We start from the raw sequence: 13,459 nt of genomic DNA on the forward strand, positions 1-13,459 counted from the left end.
GCGTTCTTGGAATACCGACACCTCCACGCTTCAAGGGGCGATAGTGAGGGTATCGCCCGTTTGCCATAGGTTCTTTTAAGGTTCAATCAGGGTGTCTTGGTCTGTTGGGATCGTGCGGAGGTATTTATCAAGGGCAAGGATGCCGCCCGTAATACCTCCTTGAATAACGGCAATCAAAAGAAGTGAAAGCCAAGTCGCAAGACTATGAAAATCTTGTAGTGCAACAGGAGTTAAAACTGCTCCTGCTCCTACCGCTCCTGCAATAAATCCTCTCAGGAAACGAACAAAGATCATTCTAAACATTTTGATGGGAGTTAGGACGTGCGACCTTTAGCGACTGCGGAAAGTTGGGAAACGATCTTGATGTAGAGAGGTAACTTTTTCCAAATCGGTGGCGAGTAGAGAAACGGAAGTGGGTCTATGCATCCGTTGTATCCGTTCTCATAATCCACTACTTCGTAATAACCGTCTTTGTCATGAAATAGTCCCCCGTCTTGAGCCTGTAGGTACTGATTTCCGGCTTGGGTACTTTGAGTTCGCACGCATTTTCTAAGCTGCCAATGCAAATGAGTTCCTGGGTAGGGTGGTTGGAGTCTGACAGATGGACTCGGAGAAACTGGAAGCCCTTGAGAAAATACATCGCCAGTATTACCCATAGAAGCAAGCAGATCGCCGCTACTAACCATATCGCCAACACTCGCATAAATGTCATTGCAATGACCGTAAGTAAGCTCGTACCAGTTTTCATCTTCTTGGAAGAGAACACACACTGCCCGATACTTCGACAAGTCAGGGTTGTTTTTATTGAACGTCTTGTAGACTAATCCATCGTGAGAAGCCGTGATGGAGCGATTATAGCCTTGCGCCATATCTACGCCTGGGTGTCCTTTCAAACCTTGCCCGGCATATAGAGGATTCGCATTGCCGCCGAACCTCTGGGAGATGGAGTAGGAGCCAACCAATAAGGGTTCAAGTAACTTCATGTTGACAGATTCGTTTAATATGGTGAAAGGCAGGTTAGCGATAAGCTCGACTGGATTTATCCGGGCCTGACCTTGTTTTTTATCTCAATTCTTTGCGGGGGAAAGACCTGGCTATTGTGGGCGGCCGGGTCTTTTCTTACCCCTTAATTCTACCATTTCGGCTTTTGGTGGGCTGTGCATAAGTTCTTGCCAAAAAGTATATATGTTGTACGGTGAGGGTATGTTGTACATCATAATAGGTGGCATAGCAGGTGGACTAATCAGGCTTGTGTGGGATGTTATCGTGGAGGGAGGGATGCCCCAAGATAAGCGTTTCTAAGAAGCGGCACAACCACTTTAGTAAACTTCGTCTTTTCGCTTGGCGATAGGTCAGCAAAACTTGAGGCAATGCGAGACTTGACCGCTGTTGATCCGAGGGCTTTATTCAAAGCACCGCCAGCAAACCCTGCAAGAACAGAGTTCAGATCGAATTTACCCTGCGCTACGGATGTTGCCCCGGCAACTGTGGCTCCAACTCCTAAATCCTTAATGCTTGCAAGATGCTGTCTTTCAAGAATATTCATGGTTCTCTCTAATGATTTTTCGGCACTAAGCATATTGGCATAACGGGCATTTAATTTGTCTACACCTGGGGCTACTCCATCAATCGCTTTATCGAGGTTGCGGTAAATCTGAACGCGGACTTTATTCAAGTCACTATCGAAAGCCTGTCCAGTCCATCGGGTGGCATCACCAACCTGCCTCTTGAGTAGTTGAGTATCTTTGGGATTCAGTTTCAGGTTCTTGCTAGCTGTAGCGACAAGCTTCCCTTCCACGGGTGTAAATTCTTTCGTCAATCCTTCTCTTAATGCCACAAGGCGAGAATACAAATCTTGCTCGCCATTTTTTACGGCTCGCTCCATCGCTTGATCTATTGGGGAAAGAACCAATGGCTCAGCATCAATGACTTTGGATGCGACTTTTGGGTGAGAGAGAGCCTTTTCTATTTGCTGGCCGATGCCTTTTTTATTCTTGGTGATCGCATCGAGGTAGCCTGACATCGTGTTGGCGGTGATGCCTTCCTTTGCGACACCCGCGCCAGGGTTTTTGCCAAACTCAAACTCTTTAGAAAGCGGTCTGAGGATGCTATTTGCAAAACGTGGTGCAAGCTTCTCAGAAAGGAACTTTTTCACTGGTGCGGTAACGGTATCTACAAAGGCTCCGGCTGTTGGTATTGCTGCTGCAATCGCAGCGTTTTCACCTGTCTGTTTTAGATCCCCTCCGGTCTTCGCGGCTGTCACTGTAGCGGCTCCTGCGGCCTCACTTGCGGCCTTGCCACCTGTTTCCAATACCTTTTCAACTACCTTTCCCCCTTTACCATACTTACTGGCAAGATTTAATCCCTTTACGCCACCGCTAATTGCTTTGCTGGCATCTTCAACTGCACCACCTGGGATAAAGAACTCAGCGGCATTTTCAATCAATCCACCTACTTTCTGAGCAGTGTTTTTAGGCTTGAGAGCATCGGGTGTGCTGTTTGTTCGCTCAAGCTTTCTTTCTGTCTGAGCCTGATCGTTCCTCAATGATTCAAGGTGCTGTATGTTCTCTTCAGCTAAATTCATGAGCTGCTTTTTCTTTGGATCAGAATCAGGAAGTGAATTGGCTTTGCGAATAAGGGCTGTGGTGACGTTTGCGAGGTTGCCTAAGCTCTCGTCTAACTTGCCTCCTTCAAGGGCATGAGTCACGGCGGCAGTCACGCGGGCTATGCTTTGAGGAACAGTAAGCAGGGTAGTAGCGGCTCCTTTAGCGGCTCCTTTCAAAACATCGGTTGCAGTATCGTTGAAGTTTTGGACGAATCCTTTACTGGGTTGATTGGAAGACTCGTCGGTAGGAGGTTGGTCGTACCCTTCAAGCTGATGACCTTTTGCTCGAAGTGCGGCAACGATACCTGCGGGTGAGGTTCCGGCAGGGGCTTTTTGGATGATCTGTTTTACTTGGTCTTTGGTGAGGTAGGCCATTAGTATCCAAGCGATTTTACATAGTCCTGATCGGCCTTTGTAGGTGCTACTGTCGCTCCTGATCCTTGTACATTTCCGCCCGCGACGCTTAGGGTGTTCTGGCGCTTGGAAGCAATAAAGGTTTTTAAGCTTGCGATCTTACTCTGAATGACAAGCGGGCTGTCATTGATCGTGGGTGTGTAGCTTTGCAGTAACTTTTCTTCGTTTGGAGTGAAGCTAGTTCCACCTCGGAGCTTGGCGATGGTGGCCTGGATGTTGCCGATGTAGTTTCTCAACTGTTCTTCTTGCTTGGTTCCAGTTCCGAAGTTCTTAGCGAAGAACTGACTGACAGAGCCGGTAAAGTTTCCCCCTACTCCTCCCCAATTAACACTTTGACCAAGCTGAATAACTGTATTGGCTAAGTCTTCTACGGTAGACATCGTAACAAGGTCTTCCTGTTGAGAGGCGGAAAGCTTAACTGTTTTTGTTGTGGTTGTACCTGTACCAGTAGTAGTTGAGCCGGAAGTAGGCTTATAGGTTTTAGGCTTCTGCGCTTGAAGCTCGAATTTCTTGGTTTGAGGGTTCCAAGCGTACAAGGAATTGCCTTCATTCAACTCAACCGTAACTGGCTTTTGACTCTCTTGTAGCTGACCGAAATAATCGGGCAGGTATTTCTGAAGAGTTGTCGCTTTCTGCTGCTGCGCCTTTTCTTCTGCCTGCTTAAGTAGATAGTTCAACCGAGCCTCATTGAGTGTCTGGTTATTAGCAAAGTCCTGGCTGTTTTGCTGAACAAGATCATGAACCTGATTCAGTCTCAGGTTATATTCGTCTTGGAGATTGGATATATCACCGTTGGCTAATTCCTGAAGTCTCTTTGCGCGCCCTACACGGCTGGCCTCATCAAGCCAAGGGTTTTCGTTGATGTTGCCGGTTGCGGTGTTAAGCTGATTCTTCTTCGTCGTCAGTTGGTTTATTAAATCAGGAAGTCCTGCGGCATTATAAGCGTCGTTATAAAACTGCTCAGTAGTTTTTGAAGGCTTCGTGAACACATCTCTTGTGAAAGAATCGAAGCTGTCATAGCCGTACTGCTTGGCCAACTCGTCCTTTATCTTCTGGGGATCATCGGAAGGCAAAAGGCTTGGCAAATCTTGAATGCTAACTCCCGCTGAAGCTGCGCCCTTAACAATGCTTTTATTATTGGTATCTAGTGCGGCCTGATCGATACTTGCCTTTAAAGGGGTAACCCTTTGGTTGTACTGCTCAGTCGTTTCCCCTGGTCTCAACCAAAGGTCTTGTGGGTTTATCATGTTAGAAATTGCCAATTATGTTTCGACTATTACCTCGACCTCCATTTGAAAAGTAATCAGGGACATCAAAGAATGGCCTGTCCTGGCTCTGCTCGGCGGCTTTTCGTGCCGCCATCGGTGTCCAGATAACGTCAAGCATTCCATAGCCTCTTTTCTCTTCAATCGCTCCCTGTGAGGGATTTTTCTTTTTATCTGAGCTTAACGCCTCGGCATAGGCTAACTGAATGATCGCTCGATTACCTGAGTTTTCCTTGTTGTCTGAGGTATATGAGAAGGGCAACAGGTCGGCATCGGCTGAAAGTGTCGGCGCTCGCAGAGTTCCCAAAAGGACAATCTCATCCCCTACGGTATAGGCGTTCTGATTGATGAAATAGAAGCGCAAATGTTCGCTCCAAAACCTGTCCGTTGCAGTAGGGTTATTCTCAAAATATTTCTGATAGTCGGCAAAGAGTTTCTTTTCATACTCCTTACCTGCGACGGTCAAACGGGAGATACTTTCATCTTCAAAGTCACTGGGATAGTCATAGTAGGAATCATTGATAGAGGTGGCCTTTTTGTCTGCCTCTTTGAATGTCCAGGGCTTATAATCCCAAGCTTTGTTCACCCCTGCCTGTATATAGTCTCCTAAATCGGTATCGGAAAACAGACCGTTATTAGCGATGTCTGAGTAATCTATATCAAGCTTTCTGGCGAGGGCTTGTTTGGCCTCAAGGAAGGTCATGGATTTATATTAATTATAGCATTTTATGTGAGGGCGACATACCTCCACGTTTTGTTGATATACAGGTAAAGTCTGCGGTTGGTCCCGTCATCGAAAAACTGTATCTGCTCAAGGAAGTTTTTAGGGATAAAGGTGGGTGCAGCGGTCAGATGCTTTCGAGGGGCGCGAAGCAAATACAGGATAGGCAGAAAATCATTCAATTCAGGCTGGCCTATATCCTGAGGCTGATCGGTGGTGGAAACCGGGGAGATGATTGTCTTTATTTGGCCCGCTTGTGCGGCTTGTTCAAGCTCAGATTGAGTCATAGCCGAGATCGTTATAGACAAACAGCGACTCTTTCAGCTCAAGCTGCAAATTGCTCACTCCATCAATAACCACCTTTACAAGATACTTCTTACCTTTGATTTTGTTTTTCACATCAAAGTACATGGTCTTGAATTCTGTGAGACTAGAAAATGCCTTTTTCTCAACCAGCTTAAAGGGCTGAACATTGAGGTTTATAAATGAGCCTGTGACGTTAGATAAAGCACTGTTTAACGTCCAGGTTTCATTTGAAGCTCCTGGGTTAGCGATAGATGAAATATGTCTAATCTGTCCGGCGTTCGCGCCTTCCAAAACAGTTACTTCGTCACCTACCTGGGCTTTATAGTAACTCGTGCTGGTTCCATCTACCCTGATCTGATTGGCTGCGCCTGCGGTTGCATTTGTAAGCTGGCGTCCCCAAAGCTGGCGTTTGAAGTTATAGATTTTTACCGAAACATTGAACGTCAAAGTAGCAGGATCAATCACTCCAGAATTAAGGTCTAGATTCAAAACCACTGCCTCGGCAATCTTTTGTGTGGAGCCTTCGCCTAGTTCTCCTGAAACGAACTGTGCAACAGATGAGCCGCTACTTGAAAGGGTTCCGATGTAGGACTTTGAAAGCTGATTATCTCTATAGCCTACAAGGATGCGCTGATCTGAACTGTTGTCAGCAAATGCCGCATAGAGGTCTACGCTTATCGTGTTGAGAGTCGAGACAGGGATGAAGTTCCAGTAGCCGGTGGGAATGTCAATCATATACACTCCTGGTTTCATCCGGCCAAACTCATAGCTCATCACGCTGGAACGGGTGGTATTAAGAAGAATCAGAGTGTCATTGACAACAAGTATGCGCTGTGGGGAAATGGTGCCCGTTTCATAACCATTAAAGCTGAACTGATCATCGAGCAAGCCAAACAATCTTCTGTAGTAATAACCGTCGGTGAGCCAGATTTCCCTTTGTGTGAGGACAATCCAGTTCGCACCATATCTCTCAATTGCCAGGATTTGTCCCTTCAGATATTTCCAGGGAGTAGTAGACCTGTCGGTGATTGTATTCCATAAAATAAGCGCCCCTTGATATAAGAAGTTTGCTCCCATTAAGATTCCATTCACTCCCGACTTGACTGCATCAAGAGTAAAGGTACTTGGAAGAGTGAACGCTGAAGGGTTCCAGCTATCATCTGAAGCGAGGAGGCCAAGGCTGGTCTTGTTGGCTACATACACACTGTCCTCATAAGTATCCATCGGATGCTGCCAAAGATTAAGGCCACTTTTCCAGCTATCAGTCCAGGTAGTTCCGTCATACATTCCTAGATCGTTATTGCCTGCGTAAAGAAGTCTCCCTTTCTGATCGCCTATCATGCCCGCGCCATTTGAACTGACACCAGAAGTTCTTGCGAGGGCGAAGTCATAGACTCCTGGGGTTGCTTCTTTATAAATCTTGCCGTTGTCATCCTGGGCATAGTTATAGAGCCCTGCTTTGGCAAAGTATTTAATGGCTCCAAGTCCTGAAATATCGCTGCTGTCTTTTCGCTTGAGTATCGAGTACAAAAGGGCTGCGCCAAACTCGGAAGGAGAAAAGCCTTGAGAGTAATAATGAGCGCCGGGGAATCTTTTCTTATCGGAAAATCCCGGAAAGTTTGTTATTGGTACTGCTTTGAGTGACATTTTACTTGATGAAAATAAGGCTGAGTATCGCGCCCAAAACTGCGGTCATAACGATACTGATTACCCACGTCCTTGATTTATTTAGACTCTCGACTTTTTCAAGACATGGTTTCAATTCTTCTTTCGTAGCCAGTAGCTTGATAGCATCTTCGTACCCTTTTTTGAATCCCTCGAACTCTTCTTTGAGGACATACTTATTGTCGATCTTGTTCGCAAAATCATCAAACTTCTGATTCAAGAGGGCCACGTCTCTTTTGACATAATCCAAAACTACTCCCTGGCGGGTCAGTTCCTTTTCGTCAGCTATTAATTTATTGATTGGATTTTCTTCGTTCATAGATTCCTGAGAGTGTATTTACTTTCATGACTCGTTCCCCTTGTCGTGTATTTACTTTCATAAGATACGTTGAACTCCGTCATTACAGTGGGGGAATTAATCGAGAATATGGCTGCCTGTAAAATGGGGGCGGAGGTAATGTCTATGCGAACCGTAGAAGCTTGCAAGGAAAGGACACCCGATAAAACTGTGACGGAGATCGTGACATTCGGGATGGCATAGGTCACTACTAGCTTGGGGTCTTGGCTCGTGCCAGCATTATTCGCAAACGAAGCAACGATACGCCCGTTCGTACTGGAAGCCCATGTGGGGGCACTGTTATCAAGGTCTTTATCGGCACGAGTTCCTAGCTTCGTTACCCCAGTAAGACTTATCGCAGCCAATCCGCTTCCATTCAATCCCCAATCATTATAAGCACTCGTGGTGATACTGGAAATGGCCACGTCTGAGGCAAACCTTGTTAATCCTAGTTGGCCGTAATCTGAGTTGGCTACGGAAGTATTAGAGGCGGGAGTTGAGCCGACGAGGGCTACAGAGAGGCTGAAGTTATCTATCTTAGAGGTCACATACAAAGAGAAAGTTGCTGCCGATACGCTCGCTACGCTAGTGATGGCAGAGGTATCAAACAGGAAAATACCGCGCTCGATGGTGGCATATTGATTTGAAGTAGAACTGGAAACAATCTGTGCGGGAGATTCTGATGTAGGTGAACTGTTCGAGTAGTTGCCAGAGCCGCTTCGTATAGTGGAAAAGCTTTCATTGACACTATCTCGCGCAACTCCCGCGTTCATAGCGGTAGATGCAGGGGAGGCATCGGGGTATTGGGTAAGCGTCGAAAAGCCAAACGAGAGTGAAGGCGTAAGCTGATCGGCCAGAAGATCCCAGGCGTGCATTGCCCACCATAAAGGTTTGAAAGCGTGGTAGAGCCGTTTCCCGAACTTAGGATGAGTTCTAAAATCAGCAACGCGCTGCTCCTGCCACTGCCCTTTCACTTTCACATATCCCGCAAACCAGACATAGGCGTGGGGAAAAATTTCGACTATGCGAGCTTGGCGGGGACAGTCTTTATGGATGCGAAGCACCAAACGAAACCAATAGCGGGTCAGGGTGGTATTAAGCAGCCAAATAAGCGTCCGTTGATGCTTCAGAAAGAACTCCTGATTGAAGGCTCGATAATGCTCAGATTTTGATGCGGTGGTTTGCATTGTTTATAAGTATTTCTCTTCGTAACTCGTCCCTCTCGCTGAATACTGGGAACCATAGCTGTTTGATCTGGTGCTGTACTTACTCTCATAAAATGGCCCGGTTCTTGTGGGATGCTGAATGGCAAACGTGGCAGTAATGACGTTGATTCCAACTTTGAAATCATAATTCACTACTGGCGATTGAATGGAGAAGAGAGAAGATAAAGAACTAGGATTAACGACGATGACTCTTTGGGCCGTAACGGTAGGAGTAGCGATGGAAAATGTCGCTACTTGGGCGCTGGGAGCGGAGATGATGCTGATAAGAACAGTCGGACTCTGAAGAGAAAAAACACTTGATAGTGCTGCGGTAGATAGAACTGAATCGGAAACAATGGCGGGGGATTGAATCGAGAAGCTTGCTGACTGGGCTGTGGGCTGAACTGTTACTGGGGTTTCAATGCTGACCGTGGGTGCTTGCAGGCTGAACGTGGCAGACTGAGCCGATAAGGAAAGATTCGAGTCCGTAACTACAGAAGGGGCTTGAATGGAGAAGGTAGCTTGTTCAACGGTCGAGACTGTCCTTGTCTCAGGTATGGCCTGCGATGCCTGAATAGAGAAGGTGGCCTGCTGCGCTGATTGACTCAGATTTTGATCCGTATTAACTACTGGGGTCTGGGTTGAAAAGATGCTTGTTCCTGCGGTAATGGCAAGAACTTGACCTGTCGTTATGATAGGTGCCTGGATAGAGTAAGTAGCTGCCTGAACCGTGGGTGAGACTGTCGCTCCCAGCAGTGCGGTTACAGTCGCTATTGAAAACACTGCGCTCTGCACTACGGGTGCCGAAGAAACGTTAAAGAACGGTTTTTTGACGTAGAGTGATTTTGCTGGAAATGAGCGCCCGATGCGAGCCATATCAGTAAGTGTTTGAACGATTAATTGCTTGTCGAATCACGACTGCTTTATTGGGTGTGCTTGATGGCGGGGTGCCGGGAGTGTAATCAATATAGACCCATAGTGCAGTAACTTGAACTTTATTCACATTAGAAGCAGTGAGCTTTACGCCAGCTTGCATTGAATCAAGCGTTGTGTTCGTCCAGGCTGATCCGTCAGGGTCGTTATATAAAGTATGGACATATACATCGGTAGCTGCGGTCTGATAGCTTTTCCAGGTCGTAAGGTTCGGGATAATCGCGCTGCCCTGGCTGACTGTTCCGCCAGAGGTTTTAATTACTTCGGTTTTGAATGCAGTGGTTGCATCGGCAGTATCGTTTCTGAATCGAGCACCGATTTGTACAACGTTAACCGTATCGTATGACTGAATCCCCGATGCGCTCATATTGTATAGGTCTTCGTTATTGAGGGTTCCCGAATTTACAAAATCGGTAGCGTCATTGGGGGGAGTTTCGTCAACTAACCCCCAGTTGGTTGAACTGCCCGCTCCCCCGGCGGTTTGAAGCCACGCATTAGAATCTCCTGCGGAATCGGGGCGTATAATGATAACTTTCCCAGTGCCGGGGTAGCCTGTTTGATTCGAGCCAGAAGAATCGTTTATCTTCCAGTCATCAAAGTAAATGTCATTGGTTGTCTGAGTGCCAGTAACATTTCCAATTAAAGCCCTAGCCCATGAACCTTGATTAGAATTTGAACCTGAGGCGAATACACTTCCATTCAAACGAGCCTCTAGTGTTCCTGGGCTGGTTGAGGCGTCGTTTTTCAGTTCGACGTAGTACCATTGGTCGTGTGTCAAAGCAGAAGAGGGTGAGCCAATTTGTGTTCCGTCTGATTTCAGAAGTACCAAAGTATCATCAGTTTTCAATGTAATATTTCCAACGGAAACATTTCCCGTTGTTGACCAGCGAACAAGCTGAGTATTCGCATTGACTGAAGCATGAATCAATATAGCAATGCCTATATAACCCACAGTTGTTTGATTGGAGGTAAAGATAATCTGCCTCCAAAAGCCTGCGCCGCCATTCACTCTGCCGTGATTGGTGCCGGAACGGGGGTTGGTCGTCACAATTGATACCGGAGCGGAGTTAGTAGAGAACTCTATGCCATCGGTTGTGCTATTCAATTCAAACCCTGATGTGAAAAGGCGGGCCATTATTGTTTGTAGGTCTTAGACTTCAATAACCATATAACAGTAAGCGTTGACTGCTGCTCCTGCGGTCACACGGATGCGCCCGAACTTCGACACCTGGATCACCGGCTCTAAACCGAGGGGAAATTGTTTCACGTATTGGTTCGTTGGTGCGATGAATTGGACATCAAACATTCGGACAGAAGCAATCGAGCCCTCCGAAGTAGACGTATAGCCAGTGGATGTAGTTCCCACTGGAATCAAGTTAGTGGTGGGGTCGCCTCCCGCCAGGGCTGGCCCGTCCAACTTGTTTATATCGGCGGCGGCGGCGGCGGTGACTGTTGCTGCGACATCGGTTTCAAGTAGTTCGCATTTGATCGGCGTTGCCGCAGCGGAACCGTCAAAGGAAATACCCCATTCCTTGATCTTTGCAACCACAGTAGCACTCGCCTTCACCTGGAGTAATGTTTTGATTGAGGTGCCTGTTGTAACGGCGACTTGAGCTGCCGTTGTGGGTGAAGCTCCGTTTGCAATGAGATATAAGGCCATAAAAGCTAATTGAGGTTAATGATGCCTTCTGCGTCCCACTGCAACGTGAAGTTTCCGGCTGAAGATGATTTATCCGCGCCAAAATCTATGTAGCAGATAAGCTCGTCTGCCGAAGACGCACCGCCACGACTCTTATAAAGGACTGCACCGCGAGCCGTGATGGTCGAGGTAGACCACGTAAGATCATCGGCATCAAAGACACCTTCGTTGTCGGTGTTGTCTGCGGTGACTGCTTTATTCGCCAGAGCCGAGCCGCCTGCACTATAGCCTGTTCCTGATACTTCGTTGGTAACATCAGATCGTTTGGTATGGGCGTCCTGGTCTGCTGTATAGGTAGAGGTGACGAGCATTACCTTGATCGTGTCGCTATCCAAGTCCAATGCGCCATTCATGATGTCGCGCTTGAATGAATTGTAGATTACGCTTGCCATATTACTTCTTTAATTCAAGGGTTCTTGCCTTGATTTCGACTTCAATGTTTTTAATGCGATTTTGGAGATCAGTTTTCTTGGCTTTCAGAACTTCGATTCTCTGCTCAAGCCATTCTTTGGAACGGACAATCTTTCCGTCCTCATCCCGTACGATTCCCCTGCGGGCTTCTGTTTCTTTTCTTGTAGGCATGATGATTAATGTTTGGCCCGCTCATCTCTACCCCGTGAGGTGGGGCAGAGTGAGCAGACCGTTGCTTTAGATGGCTTCCATTCCTGGAAGGAAAGCAAAGGGAGTGTTGATGTAGACTGCGTTCGGGACAACGGTAGCATCGTCAAGGTCAGTCGTGCCGCCAACAAAGTCTCCTGTGCCGGTCGGGTTGACGATAACAAAGCCGATGACTGCTTGACCGCTTGAAACGGTCGGGAACACCACGCCCGCTAAGGTTGTGGCTTGTGTGCCTGCCGTAGCACTGACTGTGCCTGAGCTATCAATCGTCAAGACATAGACATTGAACTTGGCATTGGTGATAGTTCCTGAGATGACGATTTCTGCGGTGGTCTTTTTTGCCAGTACCCCTTCCACATAAGCGTAGGTGGTGTTGGCAATCTTAACCTTGGGTTTACTCGAAGAGCCGATGACTAACCCGGCTGAGTTCAAACAAATCGAAGAGAGGGGCCGTTGCAGCTTGTCCAAAAGCGCCTCAAACTCTGCAAGGCTATTGGGGAACTTGATTGATCGTGTTCGTGACATAGTTTTTAGAAGTAGCCCTGCCCCTCATTGCTGAAGGGCAGGATTAATTACTTAGGCGAACTTCACGAAAGCGTGAACGCCGAACTTGCGACGATCATCAGCTACTTTCGCGTCGTACACGAACAAGTCCTTATAGGCAGTTCCGAAGTTACCGATCAGGTCTTCCTCCATTCCAACTTCCAATGCTTTGTCAGCAAAGGTCAGGAACGACCGATGGCCTCCAAGAATGTGATAGCCATTGGTGTTGTCTCCGGTCAGACGGTTGCTCTTGATGATTTTGAATCCTTCAAGAGTTCCCATGTAGCCCTTAACAACCAAGTCTTGGAAGGCAGGCTCGACGGCGAGCTTGATACCAGTGTCTTTTGCCATCGTAGTCCAGGCAGCCGGAGGAATAACTAAGAAGCGGTCTTCCTCTGGGACTTCAGCCTCATCAAGATACTGCTTGAGAGCTAAAGTCATCGTCAGGAATGACGGGTTAGAGCCACCGTTATCAACGGTCTTCACCGTATTAGACTGGATGGTGTAGGAAGCACCAGCGCCGATTGCGCCACCAGTGTAGGCAGAGGTCAAGTCATCACTGTCATCCTCAATGACAATAGCCGTTGAAGACGAATAGGATTTTACGCGATACCAGACAGAGTGGCCGGTAGCCTTGAACGGCTTGCCAACCATACCAGAGGTAAAGGTGGTGCCTGAGCCGGTGACTGCGCCGGTCGTGACATCAACCGTTACCGTACCAGTCGTGTAGTCAGTGCCGTACCAGTTACCGGAAGCCACATCAGCGTAGAAACCCAAGAGGAACGTCATAATGTTCTTCCTGCGCTCGCTGGCAGTCTGTTCTAAGACAGTGCCTTTTGGATTCTTAATGTAGCTGGCCCACCTATCAATGGTCTTTTCCTTCCAATAGAAGGATTTCTTTTGGGCGATGCGGAATACGGTGTTTACTTCCGTCAGGTCATCAGCCGTGAGATTAGAACCGCTGTAGTCCTTTTCTGAAATCTTGTTCAGTGCCAAAATATTCAAAACAGAACCAACGGCATTAATCTCACCCTCGTAGTCGCGGTTTACGATTTCATCAATCGGGGCGTTTTCGTAGATTTTCTTGATAAGCTTCTGCGAAAAGCCTTCCGCAACCTTAGTTGCATATGCACTCATTTAATGTTTTT

At 47.3% G+C, this 13,459-nt stretch carries 16 protein-coding genes; all 16 read right to left on the reverse strand.

What is annotated here, in order from left to right; genetic code table 11:
• Positions 1 to 75 precede the first annotated feature (75 nt).
• On the reverse strand, positions 76 to 294 hold the full coding sequence (locus VJ464_13340; protein HKQ06113.1) for a hypothetical protein: 219 nt from the start codon (positions 292 to 294) through the stop codon (positions 76 to 78).
• Positions 295 to 314: 20 nt separating this feature from the next.
• Positions 315 to 983: a M23 family metallopeptidase gene (locus VJ464_13345; GenBank protein HKQ06114.1), complete on the reverse strand. Its 669-nt coding sequence runs from the start codon at positions 981 to 983 to the stop codon at positions 315 to 317.
• A 278-nt stretch (positions 984 to 1,261) separates the two neighbouring features.
• Positions 1,262 to 2,980: a hypothetical protein gene (locus tag VJ464_13350; GenBank protein HKQ06115.1), complete on the reverse strand. Its 1,719-nt coding sequence runs from the start codon at positions 2,978 to 2,980 to the stop codon at positions 1,262 to 1,264.
• Positions 2,980 to 4,266 carry a hypothetical protein gene (locus VJ464_13355; protein HKQ06116.1) on the reverse strand — a complete coding sequence of 429 codons (1,287 nt, stop codon included), beginning with the start codon at positions 4,264 to 4,266 and terminating at the stop codon, positions 2,980 to 2,982. Before VJ464_13355 ends, VJ464_13350 begins: the two co-directional genes overlap by 1 nt.
• A gap of 1 nt (position 4,267) precedes the next feature.
• Positions 4,268 to 4,987 carry a hypothetical protein gene (locus VJ464_13360; protein HKQ06117.1) on the reverse strand — a complete coding sequence of 240 codons (720 nt, stop codon included), beginning with the start codon at positions 4,985 to 4,987 and terminating at the stop codon, positions 4,268 to 4,270.
• 23 nt (positions 4,988 to 5,010) lie between these two features.
• Positions 5,011 to 5,292, reverse strand: coding sequence for a hypothetical protein (locus tag VJ464_13365; protein ID HKQ06118.1), 282 nt, complete (start codon positions 5,290 to 5,292; stop codon positions 5,011 to 5,013).
• A complete protein-coding gene (locus VJ464_13370) occupies positions 5,279 to 6,958 on the reverse strand; it encodes a hypothetical protein (protein ID HKQ06119.1) in 1,680 nt (559 codons plus the stop codon). Before VJ464_13370 ends, VJ464_13365 begins: the two co-directional genes overlap by 14 nt.
• Before the next feature lies 1 nt (position 6,959).
• Positions 6,960 to 7,295, reverse strand: a complete 336-nt coding sequence (locus VJ464_13375) for a hypothetical protein (protein HKQ06120.1) — start codon at positions 7,293 to 7,295, stop codon at positions 6,960 to 6,962.
• Positions 7,292 to 8,500: a hypothetical protein gene (locus tag VJ464_13380; protein ID HKQ06121.1), complete on the reverse strand. Its 1,209-nt coding sequence runs from the start codon at positions 8,498 to 8,500 to the stop codon at positions 7,292 to 7,294. The genes VJ464_13375 and VJ464_13380 overlap by 4 nt, the downstream gene beginning before the upstream one ends.
• Before the next feature lie 3 nt (positions 8,501 to 8,503).
• Positions 8,504 to 9,394 (reverse strand): hypothetical protein, encoded by an 891-nt coding sequence (locus tag VJ464_13385; GenBank protein HKQ06122.1) that lies wholly within the window; start codon positions 9,392 to 9,394, stop codon positions 8,504 to 8,506.
• Between the two features lies 1 nt (position 9,395).
• Positions 9,396 to 10,556 (reverse strand): hypothetical protein, encoded by a 1,161-nt coding sequence (locus VJ464_13390; protein ID HKQ06123.1) that lies wholly within the window; start codon positions 10,554 to 10,556, stop codon positions 9,396 to 9,398.
• Positions 10,557 to 10,601: 45 nt separating this feature from the next.
• Complete coding sequence (locus VJ464_13395; protein ID HKQ06124.1) at positions 10,602 to 11,111, reverse strand: hypothetical protein; 510 nt, start codon at positions 11,109 to 11,111, stop codon at positions 10,602 to 10,604.
• Positions 11,112 to 11,116: 5 nt separating this feature from the next.
• Positions 11,117 to 11,542, reverse strand: coding sequence for a hypothetical protein (locus tag VJ464_13400; protein HKQ06125.1), 426 nt, complete (start codon positions 11,540 to 11,542; stop codon positions 11,117 to 11,119).
• A gap of 1 nt (position 11,543) precedes the next feature.
• Complete coding sequence (locus VJ464_13405; GenBank protein HKQ06126.1) at positions 11,544 to 11,732, reverse strand: hypothetical protein; 189 nt, start codon at positions 11,730 to 11,732, stop codon at positions 11,544 to 11,546.
• Positions 11,733 to 11,798: 66 nt separating this feature from the next.
• Entirely contained in the window at positions 11,799 to 12,236 is a 438-nt protein-coding gene (locus tag VJ464_13410; GenBank protein HKQ06127.1) for a hypothetical protein, read from the reverse strand.
• A gap of 108 nt (positions 12,237 to 12,344) precedes the next feature.
• Complete coding sequence (locus tag VJ464_13415) at positions 12,345 to 13,448, reverse strand: hypothetical protein (protein ID HKQ06128.1); 1,104 nt, start codon at positions 13,446 to 13,448, stop codon at positions 12,345 to 12,347.
• Positions 13,449 to 13,459 lie beyond the last annotated feature (11 nt).

The sequence above is a fragment of the Blastocatellia bacterium genome (assembly GCA_035275065.1).
Classification (GTDB): Bacteria; Acidobacteriota; Blastocatellia; order UBA7656; family UBA7656; genus DATENM01.

Coding starts and splice junctions, on each gene's coding strand:
- VJ464_13340 (HKQ06113.1), bottom strand. CDS start 294: ATGATCTTTGTTCGTTTCCTGAGAGGATTTATTGCAGGAGCGGTAGGA.
- VJ464_13345 (HKQ06114.1), bottom strand. CDS start 983: ATGAAGTTACTTGAACCCTTATTGGTTGGCTCCTACTCCATCTCCCAG.
- VJ464_13350 (HKQ06115.1), bottom strand. CDS start 2,980: ATGGCCTACCTCACCAAAGACCAAGTAAAACAGATCATCCAAAAAGCC.
- VJ464_13355 (HKQ06116.1), bottom strand. CDS start 4,266: ATGATAAACCCACAAGACCTTTGGTTGAGACCAGGGGAAACGACTGAG.
- VJ464_13360 (HKQ06117.1), bottom strand. CDS start 4,987: ATGACCTTCCTTGAGGCCAAACAAGCCCTCGCCAGAAAGCTTGATATA.
- VJ464_13365 (HKQ06118.1), bottom strand. CDS start 5,292: ATGACTCAATCTGAGCTTGAACAAGCCGCACAAGCGGGCCAAATAAAG.
- VJ464_13370 (HKQ06119.1), bottom strand. CDS start 6,958: ATGTCACTCAAAGCAGTACCAATAACAAACTTTCCGGGATTTTCCGAT.
- VJ464_13375 (HKQ06120.1), bottom strand. CDS start 7,295: ATGAACGAAGAAAATCCAATCAATAAATTAATAGCTGACGAAAAGGAA.
- VJ464_13380 (HKQ06121.1), bottom strand. CDS start 8,500: ATGCAAACCACCGCATCAAAATCTGAGCATTATCGAGCCTTCAATCAG.
- VJ464_13385 (HKQ06122.1), bottom strand. CDS start 9,394: ATGGCTCGCATCGGGCGCTCATTTCCAGCAAAATCACTCTACGTCAAA.
- VJ464_13395 (HKQ06124.1), bottom strand. CDS start 11,111: ATGGCCTTATATCTCATTGCAAACGGAGCTTCACCCACAACGGCAGCT.
- VJ464_13400 (HKQ06125.1), bottom strand. CDS start 11,542: ATGGCAAGCGTAATCTACAATTCATTCAAGCGCGACATCATGAATGGC.
- VJ464_13405 (HKQ06126.1), bottom strand. CDS start 11,732: ATGCCTACAAGAAAAGAAACAGAAGCCCGCAGGGGAATCGTACGGGAT.
- VJ464_13415 (HKQ06128.1), bottom strand. CDS start 13,448: ATGAGTGCATATGCAACTAAGGTTGCGGAAGGCTTTTCGCAGAAGCTT.